Here is a 20397-nt window from a genome sequence, read left to right as displayed (position 1 = left end):
GGCTCTCCGGGGTGGCCTGCTGGACGTTCACCGCCGGGCCGTGCGGTGGTCTTTCTGCCGCCACTTGGCTTGATTAGCTTCCCGGCTGTACGACCGGACTCGGGAGGCTCAAGTTGACCACGGACATCTCACGGCGACGACTCTTCGCGCTCGGCGGCGGCGCCCTCGGTGCCGCGGCGGCCGGGTCGCTGCTGCCGCCGTCGCTGCAGGCCGCGCTCGCCGCGCAGCCGGTGCGCCCGGCGGGGGCCGGCGGGCTCGGGGACATCAGGCACGTGGTGATCCTGATGCAGGAGAACCGTTCCTTCGATCACTACTTCGGGACTCTGCGCGGCGTACGCGGCTTCGGTGACCGCAACGCGATCGAACTGCCCTCCGGCAAGCCCGTCTTCGAGCAGCCGGGAGCATCGGGCACCTCCGTGCTGCCGTTCCCGGTCCGGGACGCCGCCGCGATGCAGAAGAAGGACCTCCAGTACATCAGCGCCCTCGATCACTCCTGGAGCGGCGGCGGCAAGGCGTGGGCCGGCGGCTGGATGAACGGCTGGGTGACCGCGAAGACGGCCGCCACCATGGCGTACTACGACCGTCGCGACATCCCGCTGCACTACGAACTGGCCGACACCTTCACGGTCTGCGACGCCTACCACTCGTCCATCCACACCTCCACCAGCCCCAACCGAAACCACCTGTGGAGCGGGAAGACGGGCTTCGAGGCGAACGGCAAGCGGGCGGTCGGCAACGACGCGTACAGCGAGGGCACCCACCCCGGATACGGCTGGAGCACGTACGCGGAACGGCTGGAGAAGGCCGGGCACAGCTGGAAGACGTACACCGAGTGGGAGAACTTCACCGACAACCAGATCGAGTTCTTCGCCACGTTCAAGGCGATCGCCCGCAAGGCGCTGGCGAAGACCGGCGGCCACACCTACATGGAGTCCTTCTACGCGGCAGTCCGTGACACGGACGACGCGGCGGAGCGCGAGCGGCTGCTCGGACTGCTGGAGGAAGGGGTCGCCACGCTCACCGAGGCCGAACGCAGCCTCTTCGAGCGAGCGCTGCGCCGGGTCGAGACCGGCACGCTGGCCGACGCGTTCGCCGAGGACGTCGCGGCGGGCACACTGCCCGAGGTCTCCTATCTGGTGCCTTCGGCGGTCGACTCCGAGCACCCGAGCGTCTCCTCCCCGATCCACAGCGCGACGATCGTCTACAAGATCCTGGACGCGCTCGGCAGGCACCCCGATGTGTGGCGGCACACCGCCGTCATCATCAACTACGACGAGAACGACGGCTTCTTCGACCATGTCCCGCCGCCGGTCGCGCCGCCCGAGGTGACCGATGAGCAGTGGGAGTCCAAGCCCACCGGCCTCGGAGTGCGCGTGCCGCTGCTCGTCGTGTCGCCGTGGACCGTGGGCGGCTTCGTCTGCTCCGAGGTCTTCGACCACACCTCCGTGATCCGCTTCCTGGAGCGGTGGACAGGCGTGCAGGAACCGAACATCAGCGACTGGCGGCGCACGGTCACCGGTGATCTGACGTCGGCGTTCGACTTCACACGCGTACGGCGCCGGCCCGAGGTGGAGCAGCCGGGCGTCATCCCGCCGTTCAGCGGACGCTGGGCGCCGAAGCCGCCCGCCGTCCAGCAGATGCCCGTACAGGAGCCGGGTGTCCGGCCCGCCCGTCCGCTGCCGTACCAGCCGGACGCGCAGGCAAAGGTCGTGGAAGGGGCGGTGCGGGTCGCCCTCAGCAACACGGGCCGTTCTTCGGCGCACTTCGCGCTCTACCCGTACGCGGGCGAGTTCCCCGTCCCGCAGCACCAGGACGTAAGGGGCACGGCGATATGGACGGTGCCCCTCACCGGTGAGGCGTACCGGTTCACGGTGACCGGGCCGAACGGCTTCCGTCGCGAGTTCGCCGGATCCGCCGAAGGGGGACCCGAGGTCGCCACCTGGGTCGACGCCCACGAGCGCGATCTGCACCTCACCCTGCGCAACACGGGGCGGCGGACGCTCACCTACACCGTCCGGCCGCTGGGCTATGTCGACGAGGCGGACCTGCGGGACTGGACGAGGACGATCAAGGTCAAGCCGGGGCGGAGCCGTACGGTCGTCCACTCGGCGGCCGACGCGCACGGCTGGTACGACCTGGCCGTCACGATCGACGGGGACGATGTCTTCCGCCGTCGGCTGATGGGACACATCGAGAACGGCCGGGCGAGCGTCTCCGGCTGACCGGAAACAGGCCGTCGTGGGTGTACCCACCCGGACGGGGACGCGCGGGAGGGCGGGGGGTGATCGGGACGCCGGTCATGTAAGGGAATAATCAGACACTGTGAGCATCGCCACGAAAAAGGCAAATGATCAACAGTGGCTGCCAGAGTGACGGTTCTCAGGTCATGTGTTCTTTTCGGGCTGTTCATCAGATCTCCCGAAAAAGATCCACGAACCACCAGGGAGCACGTCCGTTGGCTGCCATCGCCCGCTGGTGCATCACGCACCGTCTCCTCGCTGTCCTCATCTGGCTGCTCACCCTCGGCGGCGCGGCCACCGCGGCGGGCATGGCGGGTTCCGCGTACTCCAACGACTACGAGGTGCCCGGCACGGAGTCGGGCAGGGCCACCCAGCTGCTCAAGGACGGCTTCACGGACCTCGGCGGCGACACCGACACCGTCGTCTGGCACACCACCGGATCCACCGTCCGGGCCACCGATGTCGTACAGACGATGACGCGGACACTGCACGCGCTCGAGGAGCTGCCGGGTGTCGGAGACGTCACCGGTCCCTACGGGGCCTCCGGCGTCGGGCAGATCAGCGCGGACGGACACACCGCCTACGCCACGGTCACCTTCGACCAGCAGGCCGACGACATCCCGGTGCAGCAGGCCCGGACTGTCGTCGACACCGCGAAGTCAGCTGCCGGTGACGGGCTCCAGGTGGAGGTGGGCGGCTCCGCGGCCGCCCTCACCGAAGCGTCGTCCGCCCACCTCAGTGAGGTCATCGGGGTGGTCGTCGCCGCGGTCGTCCTCTTCCTCGCCTTCGGTTCGCTCGCCGCCAGCCTGCTGCCCGTCGCCACCGCCCTCGTCTCGGTCGGAACGGCGTACGCGGGCATCGAGCTGCTCGGGCACCTGATGACCGTCGCCGACTTCGCCCCCATGCTCGGCATACTGATCGGGCTCGGCGTCGGCATCGACTACGCCCTGTTCATCGTCACCCGGCACCGCAGAGGGTTGCGGCGCGGCCTGCCGGTCGCCGAGGCGGCGCAGAACGCCGTCACGACGACGGGGCGTGCCGTCGTCTTCGCCGGGGCCACCGTCTGTATCGCACTGCTCGGCATGCTGATCCTGCAGCTCGGGTTCCTCAACGGCGTAGCCATCGCCGCGTCGCTCACCGTCGTGCTGACCGTCGCCGCCTCGGTGACGCTGCTGCCCGCACTGCTGTCGTTCGTCGGGATGCGGGCACTGAGCCGGCGCGAACGCAGACAGCTCGCCGAGCAGGGACCGCAGCCCGAGCTGCCCACCGGCTTCGCTGCGCGCTGGTCCGCCTTCGTCGAACGGCACCCCAAGCTGCTCGGCGTGGCCGCCGCCGCGGTGATGCTGATCCTCGCACTGCCGACGTTCTCACTGCATCTGGGCACCTCCGACCAAGGCAACAACGCCTCGTCGTCGACCACCCGGCAGGCGTACGACCTGCTGGCCGACGGCTTCGGGCCCGGCGTCAACGGTCCGCTGACGATCGCCGCGCAACTCGACGGCGCCGACGACCGGCTCGCGATGGACGCGCTGCCCGCCACACTGCGGGCCACCGACGGGGTGGCATCGGTCAGCCCCGTCACGTACAACAGCAGCGGCGACACGGCGTTCGTCACCGTCGTCCCGACGTCGTCGCCGCAGTCCCAGCGGACGAGCGCCCTCGTCGACCGGCTGCGCACGGACGTCCTGCCGCACGCCGAGGAGAACACCTCGCTCCGGGCCCATGTCGGCGGGGTGACAGCCGGCTACGACGACTTCGCGCAGGTCATCATCGGCAAACTGCCACTCTTCATCGGGGTCGTCATAGGGCTCGGCTGTCTGCTTCTCCTGCTGGCCTTCCGATCGATCGGTATTCCGCTGAAGGCGGCCGCGATGAACGTGGCCGCCGTCGCCTCCTCGTTCGGGGTCGTCACCGCGATCTTCCAGTGGGGGTGGGGGAGCGAACTGCTCGGACTCGGCAGCGCCGGCCCCATCGAACCCTTCCTGCCGGTGATCATGGTGTCCGTGCTCTTCGGGCTCTCCATGGACTATCAGGTGTTCCTGGTCGGCCGGATGTACGAGGAGTGGCTGGAGACCGGCGACAACCGGCGGGCGGTCCGGGTCGGCCTCGCCGAGACCAGCCGGGTGATCAACTCCGCCGCGGTGATCATGATCTCGGTCTTCCTGGCCTTCGTGCTCAGCGGGGACCGGGTCATCGCGATGTTCGGCATCGCGCTCGCGGCGGCGGTGGCGCTCGACGCCTTTGTCCTGAGGACGCTGCTGGTACCCGCGCTGATGCACATGCTGGGTGGTGCGAACTGGTGGCTGCCGCGCTGGCTGGAACGGCGGCTGCCGCGCATCAGCATCGAGCCGCCCGAATGCTGGGAGTCGCATGCGAGGATTTCCGGGGCGCGCAGCAGCGAGGACGACGAATCGGTCGCACAGCGCGTCCACTGAGATCTGATGCGGTCTCTCGGGACGGACCTCTTGGGACCGACCTCTTGCGACCGACATCGACCGACATCGAAGGAGCATGATGTTCGCGGTATCCCTGGGTGACGACGGTGCGGAACTGCGCCCGCTGGAGATCTGGCAGGCGGAGGAGTTCCTCGCCCACATCGACCGGGCGCGCGAACTCGTCGACCCGTGGATCCCCTTCGCCGCCTTCGCCACCGACCTCGAATCCGCGCGCGCCCTGCTGCAGCGGTACGCCGACAAACAGGCGGCCGACACGGGCCGGCTGTACGGCATCTGGCTGGACGGCACCCTCGTCGGCGGCGTCCTCTTCCGGATCTTCGACACCGAGTCCGGGAACTGCGAGGTCGGCTGCTGGCTGGAGTCGGCGGGGGAGGGGCGCGGCCTGGTGACCCGGGCGGTGCGGAAGCTGATCGACTGGGCGGTCGAGGAGCGGGGCATGCACCGTGTGGAGTGGGTGGCGTCGTCCGCCAACACCCGCAGTGTCGCGGTCGCGAAGCGGCTCGGGATGACACGCGACGGGGTGCTGCGCCAGAACTACCCGTACCGCGGAGTGAGGCACGACTCGGAGATATGGTCCGTCCTGGCGCCCGAGTGGCGCGCTCAGCGGGGCTGAGGCGGGGCCGGGGAGCCGGGCGGGCCTGCCGGACCGGCCGTGGCCGTTAAGGGTGTTCTCATCCGGGCCGCCTAGCGTGCGGCCCATGAACCCCACGACTTCCAAGACCCCCATAGCTCCCACCGCCGAAGGCGACCACGAGGAGACGGCGGCGGACCACCTCGACGAAGGGGCGATCGAAGCCGAGGGCGAGCGCGCGGTGAGCGACGGCAGCGGTCTCGACGCCGACGCGGACCGGGACTCCGACCTGGACCACGACCTCAAGGACGATCTCGAGGACGACGACTCTCCCCGGGCACCGTCCGGGCTCGCCGCAGCCGCCGCGGCCGTTGTCGCCGCCGGCCTCGGCGTCGTCGGTCTCACCGGGGCCTGGACCGGCCGGGTCGTCGCCGAGCGCGAGACCCTGCTGGGACAGATGAAGACCGCCTCCGGCGGCTCCGTGGCCCGGCAGATCTCCGAGATCTACGGTGACGCCTGGCACTCCACCGCCCTCGTCAACGGCCTCTTCGCCCTGCTGGCCCTGCTCGTCGGCGTCTTCGCCCTGGTCCGCCCGGCCTTCGGTGCACCCGCCGAGGACCCGCAGCCCGGCTGGGTCCGCGCCGTCGCGACCGCCGGCATCGCGCTCGGCGTCCTCGGTGTACTGATCTCCGTCGGCATGTACTTCGACCTCATCGTCGCCCTGCCGGCGGCGAGCGCAGCCGCCGGCTGAGAGCCACGATTGAGCAGTACGCAACAACCAGCGGTGCCCTAAGGCATCCACTCGGGGGGCCTAGGTCCGCATGCGGCAACCGTCGCGTGCGCCTAAGGCCCCCACTCCGTAGAGATGCGGAACTCGCCCGATGTGGCGACACCCCCTGGGAGACGACAGTAGAGGCACGGCAGAAGCCGGGCCCGGCAGATTCGGGCCGGCACACCGACTGCCCCTCCACCAGGCCTCAACAGGCCGTCGTCATCCGGGAGAAGCACATGTACGCGTACGAGCTCCACAAGATCAACGAAGCCGAACTCCTCCGCAGGGCCGAGCTGGAGCGCGTCGTCCGGCAGGCCCGCCGGGCCCGCCGCGCCGCGCGCCGGTCCGGACGCCAGGAGGACGAAGGGGTGGTGAGTACGTTCCGGAATCGGTTCGTCCGCGCCGCGTGACGAGCGTGCGATGAGCGCCGATTCCCTTCCCACCGCCACCGTGTCGGACCCATGTGCGATGCTCGGCGGCGTGGAGACCAGGTCCGTCAGTCCCGTGTTCGTCGGCCGCGCAGGCGAACTCACCTCGCTCACCGATGCGCTCGCCCGCGCCACCGCCGGGCTCCCCGGCCTTCCGGAAGCCCCGGGCGGAGAACCGCAGGCGCTGCTCATCGGTGGCGAGGCGGGCGTCGGCAAGACACGGCTGGTCGAGGAATTCCTGACGGCGGCCGGCCGACGCGAGGCCGTCGTCGCCGTCGGCGGCTGCGTCGAGATCGGCGCCGACGGGCTGCCGTATGCCCCGTTCTCCACGGCGCTGCGCGCCCTGCGCCGTACCCTGCCCGAAGAAATGGCCGCAGCCTGCGCCGGGCAGGAGGGCGAACTGGCCAGGCTCCTCCCCGAACTCGGCGAAGCCGACCGGGACGCCACCGACGAGCACGGAACCGCCCGCCTCTTCGAGCTCACCGCGCGGCTGCTGGAACGCATCTCCGCCGACCGGCCCGTCGTCCTCGTCCTGGAGGACCTGCACTGGGCCGACGCCTCCACCCGGCACCTCCTCGCCTATCTCTTCCGCACGCTGCGCAGCGGCCGCCTCGTCGTGGTCGGCACCTACCGGGCCGACGACATCCACCGCCGCCACCCCCTGCGCCCCCTCCTCGCCGAACTGGACCGGCTCCGCACCGTCCGCCGGATCGAACTCGCCCGCTTCAACCGCGCCGAGGTCGGTCGCCAGCTCACCGGCATCCTCGCGGCCACCCCCGAACCCGCCCTCGTCGACGAGATATTCGAGCGGTCCGACGGCAACGCCTTCTTCGTCGAAGAGCTCGCATGCAGCCTGGAGTGCGGCGACAGCTCCGGACTCTCCGACTCGCTGCGCGACCTCCTCCTCGTCCGCGTCGAAGCGCTCTCCGAAGACGCCCAGAAGATCGCCCGGATCATCGCCGAGGGCGGCTCCACCGTCGAGTACGGACTGCTGGCCGCGGTCTCCGGCCTCGCGGAGGACGATCTCATCGAGGCGCTGCGGGGAGCCGTCGGCGCCAACCTCCTGCTCGCCACACCGGAGGGCAACGGCTACCGCTTCCGGCACTCGCTGGTCCGCGAGGCCGTCAGTGACGATCTGCTGCCCGGCGAACGCTCCCGGCTCAACCGCCGCTACGCCGAGGCGCTGGAAGCCGACCCCACCCTGGTCCGCGCCGGTGAGCGCGCCACCCGCCTCGCCAGCTACTGGTACGGCGCACACGATCCGGCCAAGGCCCTCCCCGCCGTGCTGAGGGCCTCCGTCGAGGCCCGCCGTCGCTACGCCTTCGCCGAGCAACTGCGGCTGCTGGAAAGGGCCATGGAGCTGTGGGACGACGTCCCCGACGAGGTACGCCGCACCTTGCGCCCCATCGACTACGCCGAGGTCTACCCGGCGTGCGGCGGCGAACCGGACACCACCCCGCTGCGCTACCTCGACCTGATGGCCGAAGCCACGGTCGCCGCCCGCTTCGGCGGCGACCGCGAACGAGCCCTCGCCATCTCCAAGAAGGCCATGCGGATCCTGGACGGCGAGGCGGACCCGCTGCGCGCCGCCTGGTTCTGGGTCCAGCGCTCCCACTTGGTGCAGGCCCTCACCCGCGGTGACGGCTGGCAGGAACTGGCCACCGCCCAGGACCTGGTCCGCGGTCTGCCGCCGTCCGCCGTGCACGCCGACGTCCTCATGAGCGTGGCCGGATGGGGCGCCCTGCACCGCCCCGGCGCCGAGACACTCGCCGCCGCCGACCGGTCCGTGGAGTACGCCCAACTCGTCGGCGACGAGTACATCGAGCTGCACGCCCGGCTCACCCGAGGCTGGCTCACCGCCGACGCCGGCGCGGTCGACGAGGGCATCGCCGAGATGTACGCCGTCCGCGACCGCGCCGATGAACTCCACCTCGTCGGCATCATGGGCCGCGCCAGCATCAACCTCCCCTCCACACTCGAGTCGATGGGCCGCTCCCTGGAGGCCGTGGCCGCCGCGGACCACGGGATCGAGGTCTGCCTCCGCCACGGCATCCCCGACACGGAGGCCTGGGTCCGCTCCAACCAGGCGATGTCGTACTTCTCCCTCGGCCACTGGGACGAGAGCCAGGCCACCATCGACGTGGCTGCCCGGGCCGCCCAGTCCCGCAAGGCGCACGGTCTCGTCGCCTCGCGTCGCACCGAGCTGGCCCTCGCTCGGGGTGACCTCGCCGAGGCCGAGGTGCAACTGGCTTTGAGCCAACGCTACTTCGGCTCCCGCGACCCGCAGCCCCAGCACCTCATCGCCCCGGTCCGTCACGCCGTGACCCTTGCCGTACAGCAGGGCCGCCTCCCCGAGGCGCGGGCCGCATTCGAGGCCCAGGCGGAACTGGGCTTCCCGCCAGGTACCCAGCGGTACGCGCTGCCCCTGCTCCAGATCGCCGCCACGGCCGAGGCGGACGCCCGTGGCCTGCCCGCCACCGAGCCCGGACGTCCGGCGATCCTCGCCCTGATCCGTAAGCACCTGAAGCAGTTGCCGATGCTCGTCCCGGTCTGGGCCGCTTACGGTCTGCTGATCAACGCCGAGCTGGCCCGCGCCGAGGGCACCGACACCCCCGACCACTGGTCCCGTGCGGCCGCCGCCTTCGCTCCCCTGCACCGCCCCTACGAAGTGGCGCAGGTCCACCACCGCTGGGCCGAAGCCTTCCTCATCGCCTCCGGCGACCGGGCCAGGGCCACCGGCCTCCTGCGCGACGCGCACAGCACCGCCGAACGGCTCGGTGCGCGTCCGCTGATCGAGACCATCGAGCTGCTGGCCGGCCGCGCCCGCATCACGCTCGCCACCTCCGTCGACGAGATTCCGACCGCCGTCACCGTCCCGGCCGACGACGCCACCATGGACAGGGTGGCGGAGCGGGAGCACGCCGAGGAGCAGCTCCAGTCCGCCGCGGCCGCGGCGGTGGAGTCATTCGGGCTGACGCGGCGCGAGCAGGACGTGCACCGGCTCGTCGCCGCCGGGCACACGAACCGGAAGATTGCCGAGGAGCTCTACATCTCGCCCAAAACCGCGAGCGTGCACGTCTCCAACATTCTCGCCAAGCTAGGCGTCTCCAGCCGTGGCGAGGCCGCGGCGCTCGCCCACCGCCTCCGTCTGTACCGTGCCCACGAGGTGTCCTAGCCGGGTGCGGGTGCGGGTGCGGGTGCGGGGGCGGTGGAGGTCCCGGGGCCGCCCGCCCGCCCGTCTGTCGTCAATCGTCGGTCGGGGTTGATACAGCGTCCCCGTCGCCGTCCCCGTGCGTGTCCTCGTCCTCGTCCCCGCCCTCCGGCTCCGGAAGGCGGACCGTCACCTTTCCCGACGCGAGGTCTATCGGGCCGCGGCCGGGATCGCCCACGCCCAGGTCCACCCGGGACAGCTCCAGGCGTTTCTGCTCCTCCGCGGCGTGCTTGCGGCCCGGGGCGAAGAGTTCCTCGAAGAAGTTGAACACCGGCTCGCGCCCTTTCACCTGCAGTAGCCGCTACCGCACCTCCAGCACCAGGGCTCTGTCGTCTCCCGGTTCCGGTGTGCCGCGGGTGTCCGTGTTGCTCGTGACCAGCCAGAGTCTGTTGCCGCCTGCCGCGAGCACGGTGCGCAGCCGGCCGTACTGACCTTTCAGGAACGATTGCGGCGGCGCCAGAGGTTCCTTGTCAGGGTTCTCCGACAGCGGGATCCTCCAGAGTCGCTCACCGCGCAGGCCCGCCATCCAGATCGAGCCCTGGGCGAAGGCGATCCCGCTCGGGGACGCCTCGGACGTCTTCCACTGTGCCACGGGGTCGACGAAACCCTTCTTTCCGACCTTCCCCTCGTACTTCGGCCAGCCATAATTCCCACCGGGCACGATCTGATTCAGCTCGTCCCACGTGTCCTGCCCGAATTCGGACGCCCACAGCTGTTTCCGGCTGTCCCAGGCCAGCCCCTGCACATTGCGGTGCCCGTACGAATACATCAACAAGCCGGGTTCGGGGTTGCCCGGTGCCGGTCTGCCGTCCGGCGTCATCCGCAGGATCTTGCCCGCCAGGGACGCCTTGTCCTGTGCCAGGCCGGTGTTCCCCGTCTCACCCGTCCCCGCGTACAGCATGTGGTCCGGGCCGAAGGCGATCCGGCCGCCGTTGTGGATGTTGCCCTTCGGGATGCCCCGCAGGATCGTGTGCGGCGCGCCCAGCTGCCGGCCGGCGCCACCGTGCTCGTCGTACCGCATGCGGGCGATGCGGTTGTCGGACCCGGTCGTGAAGTACGCGTACACCAGATGGTCCGAGGCGTACGTCGGTGAGACCGCGATGCCCAGCAGCCCGCCCTCCCCGGCGGGCGACACTCCGGGCGCCGTGCCCAGCAGCGTCTTGCTCCCCGTTCTCCCGTCGACCCGCGTGATCGTTCTCTCGTCGCGTGAGGACACCAGGAGATCGCCGCCGGGCAGCTCCGCCAGACCCCATGGTGAGGCGAGTCCCTCGGTCAGCGTCGACACCACCTTCACCGAGCCCTTCGCGGGCGGCAACGAGGACGGCGGCGGCACGGTGGAGGACGAGGAGGACACAGCTGGGGAGGAGGGCGGTGGGTGTGCCGTGCTCGCCGCGTCGCCTCCCGTGCTCCCTGAACCGTCGCTCGACGAGCACCCCGCCGACACCATCAGTGAGCCCACCGCGACCGCGGTCACCATCGCGCGGCGCGCAGCGGGAAACCCCCGCGGGCGTTCCACCCGGGCTCTTACGGATCCGAATACAGAAACGCGCACAGCACCGATCCCTTCAACGGCTGCCTGACTACTGTTCTTACACCGCAGCCCCGCCCCGGGTTCCGCATGACCGCCGCGTTTCTGCGCTCAGTCCCACGACCCCAGCGCCCGCGGCAGCCGCGCGATCTCCGCCAGGTCCTGCGCCGTCAGCTTCAGCCCGGCCGCCCCCGCGTTCTCCACCGCCCACCGCTCCCGCTTCGTGCCCGGCACCGGCACCACATGCGGGCCCTGGCGCAGCACCCACGCCAGCGCCACCTGTGCCGGAGTCGCCCCGTGCCGTTCGGCGACCCGCCGCAGCCCCACCACCACGGGCTGGTTCGCCGCCATCATCTCGGCGGTGAACCGCGGATGCCGGGCCCGCAGATCGTCCGGCTCGAAGCCCTGGCCCGGCGTCAGCGTGCCCGTCAGATAGCCGTTGCCCAGCGGCATCGCCGCCAGCAGCCCCACACCCCGCGCCTCGCACCACGGCAGCAGCGTGTCGAGGGCCTCCGGCGACCACACCGAAAGCTCCGCCTGGACCGTGCTCACCGGAAACACCTGCTGCACCCGCTCCAGCTGGCGAATCGTTCCGTCGTGCATCCGCGTCCCCGGCCGGCGCGAGGCCCGCGCCCCTACCGCACTCAGCCCCAGCGCCCGCACCTTCCCGGCGGTGATCAGCTCCGCCATCGCGCCCCAGGTCTCCTCCACCGGCACCTCGGGATCGGCCCGGTGCAGCTGGTACAGATCGATCACATCGGTCTGCAGCCGCCGCAGCGACGCGTCACAGGCCCGGCGCACATAGCCGGGACGGCCGTTGGCCACGATGTGCTGATCGCCCACCAGCAGCCCGCACTTGGTGGAGACGAAGGCATCGGCGCGGCGCCCCTTGAGGGCCCTCCCGATCAGCAGCTCGTTGGTGAAGGGGCCGTACATGTCCGCCGTATCGAGCAGTTGGACGCCCGCGTCGAGCGCGGCGTGCACCGTCCGCAACGCACGGTCACCGTGCTGCTGGGACGCGCTGTACGCCCAGCTCATCGGCATGCAGCCGAGCCCGACCGCACCCACGGCGAGCGCCGCCGCACCGAGACTCCTGCGCTCCAACTCCCGAACCCTCCCTCGGCCCCGCCGTCACGAGACCCCGCACCGCACCCAAAAGTAACCTCTGCCGTCCCGGGTACTTCGCATAGCCTCCTGACCATGACTTCTACGACGCCTCCCGATGTATGGCTGCCGATTCCGGCCGATGAGATCGACGGGCTCCCAGAGGGTCTCAACTACCGTTTCTGGGACGGCGAGCAGGACTTCCCCGCCGACCCCGCGGACTGCGCCTTCTATGTCGTTCCCTACATGAAGGGGCCGGAGGTCGCGGTCCGTCCGCTCGCCGGTATGAGGGCGGTCCAGGTCGTCCAGACGCTCTCGGCGGGAATCGACCATGTCCAGCCGGGGCTCGGGCGACTGTCCGCCGGGGTGCGGCTGTGCAACGCCAAGGGGGTTCACGAGGCCTCGACGGCGGAGCTCGCCCTCGCTCTGATCCTCGCCTCGCTGCGCGGCTTTCCCGGGTTCGTCCACGGTCAGGACAAGGAGGAGTGGCGGGCCGGTTTCTACCCGGCGCTCGCCGACAAATCGGTTCTGATCGTGGGGTACGGATCGATCGGCGCCGCCATCGAGGACCGGCTCGCGCCCTTCGAGTGTGCGCGGGTGGCGCGCGTCGCGCGCTCCGCGCGGACAACAGCACGCGGCCCCGTACACACACTCGACGACCTGCCCGCACTGCTGCGCGAAGCCGACATCGTCATTCTGTCCACTCCGCTGAACCCTTCCACGCAAGGGCTGGTGAGCGCCGACTTCCTCGCCGCGATGCCGGACGGCGCGCTGCTCGTGAACGTCGCCCGGGGTGGAGTCGTGGACACCAAGGCCCTGCTGTCCGAACTCGAGTCCGGGCGGCTGCGCGCGGCACTCGATGTCACCGACCCGGAACCGCTGCCCGCCGGCCACCCCCTCTGGCATGCTCCGAACGTCCTGATCACACCGCATGTGGGCGGCAGCACCTCGGCGTTCCTGCCGCGCGCCAAGCGGCTGCTGGCCGGACAGCTCACCCGGTTCGCCGCGGGGGAGCCGGTGCAGAACGTCGTGCTCACCACCGACTGACCACGCTGCGAATCCGTTCTGCTGCACAGAGTGTCGACAAGTGCCCAGATCGTCACGGAGAGTAGAGGGACTATGTCCCTGCGTGACGAGTCTGGTGTATCGTCCCGAATGGGGGCTGCGCCATGGAAGCGACGGCGCGGGGTGGCAGCGGAACGCGAGGGGGGCGACGGGCGATGCAGGGCCGATGGGCGAACGATCCGACGCGGCAGGGCGGTCGACGGAGACCGCCCGGGCGCCCATCGTGCCGCGCCCTCAGCCGTCCGGCAGCACCGGGGACACCTCGGTGAGCGCCCCGGCGAGCGCTTTCGGGGCGTTCTTCTCCCGGCAGTCGACCGCCGACGGGGCGTCCGGGGCGGTCTCGCAGATCCTTCTCGGCCTGGTCTGCGGCGGTTACGCCGTGGGTGCGGCCCTCGGCTGGGGCTCGTCCGAGCTGGCCCTCGTCATGGGCGACTTCGGCCTCAGCGCCGCTGCCCTGATCGCGGCCGTCTCCTGCTTCCTCTACGCGCGCTTCGCGTGCGACCGGTTCCGTCCCGCCTGGCTGCTGTTCTCGCTCTCCTCGCTGATGGCCGCCGGGGGCAACGCCGTCTGGGGCTGGTACGAAGTCGTGCTCGGTGTCGATGTGCCCAGCCCGTCGCCTGCCGACGTCTTCTTCCTCTGCTTCGCACCGCCCGCCATCGTCGGACTGCTCGTCCTCGCCAAGCGCCCTGTCACCAGGGCCGGTTGGGTCTGTCTGGTGCTGGACTCCTGGCTGATCGGCGGATCGCTCCTCACGCTCTCCTGGAGCCTGGCGCTCGCCCACACGGCGCATCTCGCCGACGCCGAGGGGGCGAGCGTGGCCCGCGCGGCGCTCTCGCTGGCCTATCCGCTGCTCGACATCGTGCTGGTCTCCATGGTGCTCGCCCTGCACTTCCGGCGGGCCAACGTCAACCGCTCCGCGGTGAACACGGCCATCGCCGCCCTCGCACTGACGGTCCTCTGCGACGCGCTGTTCACCTCGCCGCTGCTCCGCCAGACGTACCACTCCGGCCAGTTGCTGGACGCCGGCTGGTTCGCCGGCTCGCTGCTCCTCGCGTACGCCCCCTGGGGCGCGAACCGGCCAGGAGACAACGCTGTCGAGCAGCGCCCGGCCCCGCGCACCACCAGCCGTCCGATCGCCGGTTCACTGGCCGCACTGACGCCGTACCTCGCCGCGGCCGTCTGCACCCTCGGCATTCTCTACAACGTCATCGAGGGCCGCCGGGTGGACCGCGTCGTGGTCATCACCGGCTGCATGGTCGTGCTCGCCCTGGTCGTACGACAGGGCATCATGCTCGTCGACAACATCGCGCTCACCCAGGAGCTGGCGCAGAAGGAGAACCACTTCCGCTCCCTGGTCCAGGGGTCCAGCGACGTCATCATGATCGCCGCCCCCACCGGCATACTCCGGTACGTCAGCCCCGCCGCCTCCGGTGTCTACGGGCGGGAGGCCGACGATCTCATCGGCGCCGAGCTCGCCTCGATCATCCATCCCGAGGATCTGGGGCGCGTGGTCCACGAAGTGCGGCGGTTTCTGGCCGCGCCGCCCAGCGAGGAACCCACCACCCGGATCGAGTGCCGGTTCAGATCCGGCACCGGTGACTGGCTCAACGTCGAGTCCACCGTCAACCGCCACCAGGGCGGGCTGATCCTCAACAGCCGGGACGTGACCGAACGGGTCAGGCTGCAGGCCCAGTTGCAGCACAACGCCGAGCACGACCCGCTCACCGACCTGCCCAACCGAGCCCTGTTCACCGACCGGGTCCGCCAGGCTCTCGGCGGCCGCCGCTCCGGTGACCCCGGCACCGCGGTGCTCTTCATCGACCTCGACGGCTTCAAGGCGGTCAACGACCGTCTCGGCCACCAGGCGGGCGACGAGCTGCTCGTCCAGGCCGCCCGCCGCCTCCAGGAGTCCGTGCGGGCCGGGGACACCGCGGCCCGCCTCGGCGGCGACGAGTTCGCGGCGCTCATCCTCGGAGACGGCTCGCGCGACCAGGGCGCCCGGGAGTACCAGGTCCACGAGATCGCCGACCGGCTGCGCCTCGCGCTCTCCCAGCCGTACCGGATCGGCGGCGGCGAGGTCCGCGTCGCCGCCTCCATCGGGGTCGCCTTCGCCGAGCCCGCCATCACTCCCACCGACCTCATGCGCAACGCCGACCTCGCCATGTACCGCGCCAAGGCGGCCGGCAAGGACCGCGTCGAGCTGTACGCTCCGCAGATGCAGGCCGAAGTGGTACGCCGATCCGAACTGGCGACCCGGCTGCGCACCGCCCTGCGGGACGGCGAGTTCGCCCTGCTCCATCAGCCCGTGGTCCATCTCGCCACCGGCACCGTCGCCGCCGTCGCCGCACAGGCCCGCTGGCGCTCCGCGCAGGGAATCCTGTTCACCCCCGCCGAGTTCCTCCGCGTCGCCGAGGACAGCGACCGCACCGCAGAGCTCGGCCGCTGGCTCCTCGAAGAGGCCGTCGAGCAGGCCGCCGACCGGGCCGGAGCCGGGCACCAGGTCGCTGTGGCCGTCCGGCTGCCCGCCCGCAGGCTGCTGGACAGGGCGATGCCGTTCGGCTCCGTCGAGGCGCTTCTCACCCGGCACGGCCTGCCCTCGGGGGCGTTGATGATCGAGGTCTCCGACAACGACCCCCGGGTCTCCTTCGACGAGCTCGAACAGCGCCTCGTCGGGCTGCGCCGGCTCGGCGTACGGATCGCGCTCGACGGCTTCGGCAGCGGCTACGCCGCGATCAACGCGCTGCGCCGGCTCCCCATCGACGTACTGAAACTGGACCGGGGGCTCGTCGAGGGCGTCGTGGAATCGGCCCGCCTGCACAAGATCACCAGCGGGCTGCTGAGGATCGCCTGCGACCTCGGCCTGCAGTCGGTGGCCGACGGGGTCGACGTGCCGGAACAGGTCCTCGCGCTGCGCGCCATGGGCTGTACGCACGGCCAGGGGATGGCCTTCTCCGGGCCGCTGGACGAGTACCGTCTGCGCCGCACGCTGGTGCGCGGCGAGTTCCCGGTGCCCGGCGGCCCCGCTGCTCAGCCCGTCCTGACAGGCGGCTCGATTCCGCTGCTCAGCGGACCACATTCTGAGATGCATATCCCACCTACTTGACACGCTGTGCGCGTCGGAGAGAGGGTCAATGCCATGCGCACCCGAATTCTCGTACTTGGAAAGCGCGTCGGCTGAAGCAGAGTTCCTCGTTGACACTCTGCAGACCGCACCGGCGCGCTCCCCTCGCTTGCCTCACGGCACGAGGGGTTTTTTGTTGCACTGGCACACCTCAAAACCCCGCAAAAACCCTCAGCTTCGAGAAGAGAATGCCGATGACCGAGCAGGCCACCGGGGCCCATCATCCCCAGCCGCGGGCCCGTAACGGCGGATCGTCCTCCGCCACCGTTGAGCACGTCACGGGTGCGCAGTCCCTCATCCGGTCTCTTGAGGAGGTGGGGGCCGACACGGTATTCGGCATTCCCGGCGGCGCCATCCTTCCGGCGTACGACCCGATGATGGACTCCACCCGGGTCCGTCATGTGCTGGTCCGTCACGAGCAGGGTGCCGGACACGCCGCCACCGGCTACGCGCAGGCCACCGGCAAGGTCGGTGTCTGCATGGCCACCTCCGGCCCGGGCGCCACCAACCTGGTCACCCCGATCGCCGACGCACACATGGACTCCGTCCCGCTGGTCGCGATCACCGGCCAGGTCGCCGCCAAGGCGATCGGCACGGACGCCTTCCAGGAAGCCGACATCTGCGGCATCACGATGCCGGTCACCAAGCACAACTTCCTGGTCACCCGGGCCGAGGACATCCCGCACACGATCGCCGAGGCCTTCCACATCGCCTCCACCGGCCGTCCGGGCCCCGTCCTCGTCGACATCGCCAAGGACGCCCTGCAGGCGCAGACCACGTTCAGCTGGCCGCCGACCCAGGACCTGCCCGGCTACCGTCCGGTCACCAAGCCGCACGCCAAGCAGATCCGCGAGGCCGCCAAGCTCATCACCCAGGCCAAGCGGCCGGTGCTGTACGTCGGCGGCGGCGTCATGAAGGCCGGGGCGACCGCCGAGCTGAAGGTCCTCGCCGAGCTCACCGGAGCGCCCGTCACCACCACGCTGATGGCGCTCGGTTCGTTCCCCGACAGCCACCCGCTGCACGTGGGAATGCCGGGCATGCACGGTTCGGTCACCGCCGTCACCGCGCTGCAGAAGGCCGACCTGATCGTCGCCCTCGGAGCCCGCTTCGACGACCGCGTCACCGGCAAGCTGGACAGCTTCGCCCCGTACGCCAAGATCGTCCACGCCGACATCGACCCGGCGGAGATCGGCAAGAACCGCACCGCCGACGTGCCGATCGTCGGTGACGCCCGCGAGGTCATCGCCGACCTCGTCCAGGCCGTCCAGGCCGAGCACACCGAGGGACACACCGGCGACTACTCCGCCTGGTGGAAGGACCTCAACCGCTGGCGTGACACCTACCCGGTCGGCTACGACCTCCCCGAGGACGGCAGCCTCTCCCCGCAGCAGGTCATCCAGCGAATCGGCGAGCTCGCCCCCGAAGGCACGATCTTCGCGGCGGGCGTCGGCCAGCACCAGATGTGGGCCTCGCACTTCATCCAGTACGAGCAGCCCGCCACCTGGCTGAACTCCGGCGGCGCCGGAACGATGGGTTACGCGGTCCCGGCCGCGATGGGCGCCAAGGCCGGCATGCCGGACCGCACGGTCTGGGCCATCGACGGCGACGGCTGCTTCCAGATGACCAATCAGGAACTCACCACCTGCGCGCTCAACAACATCCCGATCAAGGTCGCGATCATCAACAACGGCGCGCTCGGGATGGTCCGCCAGTGGCAGACCCTGTTCTACAACCAGCGGTACTCCAACACCGTGCTGCACTCCGGCGCCGACACCGAGGGCGCCCCGGCGAAGGGCACCCGCGTGCCGGACTTCGTCAAGCTGTCCGAGGCCATGGGCTGCTACGCGATCCGCTGCGAGGACCCGGCCGATCTGGACAAGGTCATCGCCGAGGCCAACGCGATCAACGACCGCCCGGTCGTCATCGACTTCATCGTCCACGAGGACGCCATGGTGTGGCCGATGGTCGCCGCCGGCACCTCCAACGACGAGGTCATGGCAGCCCGTGGCGTCCGCCCCGACTTCGGCGACAACGAAGACGACTGAGAGACAGAGAGAGACCGACTCCATGTCCACCAAGCACACGCTCTCCGTCCTGGTCGAGAACAAGCCCGGTGTCCTCGCCCGGATCACGGCCCTGTTCTCCCGACGCGGCTTCAACATCGACTCGCTCGCGGTCGGTACCACCGAGCACCCCGACATCTCGCGCATCACCATCGTCGTGAATGTCGAGGACCTGCCCCTCGAGCAGGTGACCAAGCAGCTCAACAAGCTGATCAACGTACTGAAGATCGTCGAACTCGAGCCGTCCGCTGCGATCCAGCGTGAGCTCGTCCTGGTGAAGGTCCGCGCCGACAACGAGACCCGCTCCCAGATCGTCGAGATCGTCCAGCTGTTCCGCGCCAAGACCGTGGACGTCTCCCCGGACGCCGTCACGATCGAGGCGACCGGCGGCGCCGACAAGCTGGAGGCCATGCTCAAGATGCTGGAGCAGTACGGCATCAAGGAGCTCGTCCAGTCCGGCACCATCGCCATAGGGCGTGGCGCGCGCTCGATCACCGACCGTTCGCTGCGCGCCCTCGACCGTACGGCCTAGCCGGCACCCCTCTCGCCGCTCGTATGGCGAGACCCGAAAACGTAATTGACGCACCCCGCCGTACGGTGGGACGCAACACCTGCACACCAAGGAGAAGACCCAGTGGCCGAGCTGTTCTACGACGACGATGCCGACCTGTCCATCATCCAGGGCCGCAAGGTCGCGGTCATCGGCTACGGCAGCCAGGGCCACGCCCACGCGCTGTCGCTGCGTGACTCGGGTGTCGACGTCCGTGTCGGTCTGCACGAGGGCTCCAAGTCCAAGGCCAAGGCCGAGGAGCAGGGCCTGCGCGTGGTGACCCCGGCGGAGGCCGCCGCCGAGGCCGACGTCATCATGATCCTCGTCCCGGACCCGATCCAGGCCCAGGTCTACGAGGAGTCCATCAAGGACAACCTCAAGGACGGCGACGCGCTGTTCTTCGGCCACGGCCTGAACATCCGGTTCGACTTCATCAAGCCGCCGGCCAACGTCGACGTCTGCATGGTCGCCCCGAAGGGTCCGGGCCACCTGGTCCGCCGTCAGTACGAGGAGGGCCGCGGCGTTCCGTGCATCGTGGCCGTCGAGCAGGACGCATCGGGCAACGGCCTGGCGCTCGCCCTGTCGTACGCGAAGGGCATCGGTGGCACCCGCGCCGGCGTCATCAAGACGACCTTCACCGAGGAGACCGAGACCGACCTGTTCGGTGAGCAGGCCGTCCTCTGCGGTGGCACCGCCGCTCTGGTCAAGGCCGGTTTCGAGACCCTGACCGAGGCCGGATACCAGCCGGAGATCGCCTACTTCGAGTGCCTCCACGAGCTGAAGCTCATCGTGGACCTGATGTACGAGGGCGGCCTGGAGAAGATGCGCTGGTCGATCTCGGAGACCGCCGAGTGGGGCGACTACATCACCGGCCCGCGGATCATCACGGACGCCACCAAGGCCGAGATGAAGAAGGTTCTCGCCGAGATCCAGGACGGTACCTTCGCCAAGAACTGGATGGCCGAGTACCACAACGGTCTGCCCAAGTACAACGAGTACAAGAAGGCCGACAGCGACCACCTGCTGGAGACCACCGGCCGTGAGCTGCGCAAGCTGATGAGCTGGGTGAACGACGAGGACGCGTAAGTCCTCAGCCGCGGGGCGGGTCTTCGGACCCGCCCCGCGGTGCATCCCCCGCATAACCGCTGGAAGAAGGCGGCGCCGTACGTGTGTACAAGTCGTCCAGCCCCATGTGGGTGATCCTTCCATCGGGGCGCAGAATGCGCCCTCGCGCATGACTACACTTCTCCACACATACACGCGTCAGGCCCACAGTGTCGTGCGTCTT

14 protein-coding genes are annotated in these 20397 nt (G+C 70.1%); 11 read left to right on the top strand and 3 right to left on the bottom strand.

The genetic code is table 11. The annotated features are described in order from the left end of the window. Positions 1 to 113 precede the first annotated feature (113 nt). The 6 genes from ACIA8E_RS00910 (at position 114) to ACIA8E_RS00885 (ending at position 9642) form a co-directional block, all read left to right on the top strand. A complete protein-coding gene (locus tag ACIA8E_RS00910; protein ID WP_399292880.1) occupies positions 114 to 2222 on the top strand; it encodes a phosphocholine-specific phospholipase C in 2109 nt (702 codons plus the stop codon). A gap of 233 nt (positions 2223 to 2455) precedes the next feature. Next, positions 2456 to 4675: an MMPL family transporter gene (locus ACIA8E_RS00905; protein ID WP_399292878.1), complete on the top strand. Its 2220-nt coding sequence runs from the start codon at positions 2456 to 2458 to the stop codon at positions 4673 to 4675. A 79-nt stretch (positions 4676 to 4754) separates the two neighbouring features. Then, positions 4755 to 5309 (top strand): GNAT family N-acetyltransferase, encoded by a 555-nt coding sequence (locus ACIA8E_RS00900; protein ID WP_030971306.1) that lies wholly within the window; start codon positions 4755 to 4757, stop codon positions 5307 to 5309. A gap of 85 nt (positions 5310 to 5394) precedes the next feature. Continuing rightward, positions 5395 to 6018, top strand: coding sequence for a hypothetical protein (locus tag ACIA8E_RS00895; protein WP_399292876.1), 624 nt, complete (start codon positions 5395 to 5397; stop codon positions 6016 to 6018). Positions 6019 to 6275: 257 nt separating this feature from the next. Then, the gene (locus ACIA8E_RS00890) at positions 6276 to 6449 is read left to right on the top strand and encodes a hypothetical protein (RefSeq protein ID WP_176902128.1); all 174 of its coding nucleotides are present in this window, start codon (positions 6276 to 6278) and stop codon (positions 6447 to 6449) included. Positions 6450 to 6507: 58 nt separating this feature from the next. After that, positions 6508 to 9642: an AAA family ATPase gene (locus ACIA8E_RS00885; RefSeq protein ID WP_399293761.1), complete on the top strand. Its 3135-nt coding sequence runs from the start codon at positions 6508 to 6510 to the stop codon at positions 9640 to 9642. A gap of 70 nt (positions 9643 to 9712) precedes the next feature. On the opposite strand, the gene ACIA8E_RS00880 is transcribed toward ACIA8E_RS00885, so the two are convergent. The 3 genes from ACIA8E_RS00880 to ACIA8E_RS00870 form a co-directional block, all read right to left on the bottom strand. Then, a complete protein-coding gene (locus ACIA8E_RS00880; RefSeq protein WP_399292874.1) occupies positions 9713 to 9967 on the bottom strand; it encodes a DUF6191 domain-containing protein in 255 nt (84 codons plus the stop codon). Positions 9968 to 9979: 12 nt separating this feature from the next. After that, on the bottom strand, positions 9980 to 11155 hold the full coding sequence (locus ACIA8E_RS00875) for a PQQ-dependent sugar dehydrogenase (protein ID WP_399293758.1): 1176 nt from the start codon (positions 11153 to 11155) through the stop codon (positions 9980 to 9982). A 162-nt stretch (positions 11156 to 11317) separates the two neighbouring features. Continuing rightward, positions 11318 to 12274 (bottom strand): aldo/keto reductase, encoded by a 957-nt coding sequence (locus ACIA8E_RS00870; RefSeq protein ID WP_399293756.1) that lies wholly within the window; start codon positions 12272 to 12274, stop codon positions 11318 to 11320. A 132-nt stretch (positions 12275 to 12406) separates the two neighbouring features. Between ACIA8E_RS00870 and ACIA8E_RS00865 the strand changes: the two genes are divergently transcribed. From ACIA8E_RS00865 to ilvC, 5 genes are all read left to right on the top strand, one after another. After that, positions 12407 to 13357 (top strand): 2-hydroxyacid dehydrogenase, encoded by a 951-nt coding sequence (locus tag ACIA8E_RS00865; protein ID WP_399292872.1) that lies wholly within the window; start codon positions 12407 to 12409, stop codon positions 13355 to 13357. 283 nt (positions 13358 to 13640) lie between these two features. Further along, complete coding sequence (locus ACIA8E_RS00860; protein WP_399293754.1) at positions 13641 to 16478, top strand: putative bifunctional diguanylate cyclase/phosphodiesterase; 2838 nt, start codon at positions 13641 to 13643, stop codon at positions 16476 to 16478. A 206-nt stretch (positions 16479 to 16684) separates the two neighbouring features. Beyond that, complete coding sequence (locus ACIA8E_RS00855; protein WP_399292870.1) at positions 16685 to 18541, top strand: acetolactate synthase large subunit; 1857 nt, start codon at positions 16685 to 16687, stop codon at positions 18539 to 18541. A gap of 22 nt (positions 18542 to 18563) precedes the next feature. Continuing rightward, on the top strand, positions 18564 to 19091 hold the full coding sequence (gene ilvN / locus ACIA8E_RS00850) for an acetolactate synthase small subunit (RefSeq protein ID WP_399292868.1): 528 nt from the start codon (positions 18564 to 18566) through the stop codon (positions 19089 to 19091). 102 nt (positions 19092 to 19193) lie between these two features. Further along, entirely contained in the window at positions 19194 to 20195 is a 1002-nt protein-coding gene (gene ilvC, locus ACIA8E_RS00845; RefSeq protein ID WP_326817806.1) for a ketol-acid reductoisomerase, read from the top strand. Positions 20196 to 20397: the final 202 nt, after the last annotated feature.

It is taken from the genome of Streptomyces sp. NPDC051664 (genome assembly GCF_044453545.1).
In the GTDB taxonomy this organism is placed as follows: Bacteria; Actinomycetota; Actinomycetes; order Streptomycetales; family Streptomycetaceae; genus Streptomyces.
Note: the sequence above shows the minus strand (reverse complement) of the source record. Positions and strands in the feature narration are given on the sequence as shown.

Bases quoted from the DNA above. Each gene is read 5' to 3' on its own strand.
- ACIA8E_RS00900 (WP_030971306.1), top strand. From the start codon at position 4,755: ATGTTCGCGGTATCCCTGGGTGACGACGGTGCGGAACTGCGCCCGCTG.
- ACIA8E_RS00895 (WP_399292876.1), top strand. From the start codon at position 5,395: ATGAACCCCACGACTTCCAAGACCCCCATAGCTCCCACCGCCGAAGGC.
- ACIA8E_RS00890 (WP_176902128.1), top strand. From the start codon at position 6,276: ATGTACGCGTACGAGCTCCACAAGATCAACGAAGCCGAACTCCTCCGC.
- ACIA8E_RS00885 (WP_399293761.1), top strand. From the start codon at position 6,508: ATGCTCGGCGGCGTGGAGACCAGGTCCGTCAGTCCCGTGTTCGTCGGC.
- ACIA8E_RS00875 (WP_399293758.1), bottom strand. From the start codon at position 11,155: ATGGTGACCGCGGTCGCGGTGGGCTCACTGATGGTGTCGGCGGGGTGC.
- ACIA8E_RS00865 (WP_399292872.1), top strand. From the start codon at position 12,407: ATGACTTCTACGACGCCTCCCGATGTATGGCTGCCGATTCCGGCCGAT.
- ACIA8E_RS00855 (WP_399292870.1), top strand. From the start codon at position 16,685: ATGCCGATGACCGAGCAGGCCACCGGGGCCCATCATCCCCAGCCGCGG.
- ilvN (WP_399292868.1), top strand. From the start codon at position 18,564: ATGTCCACCAAGCACACGCTCTCCGTCCTGGTCGAGAACAAGCCCGGT.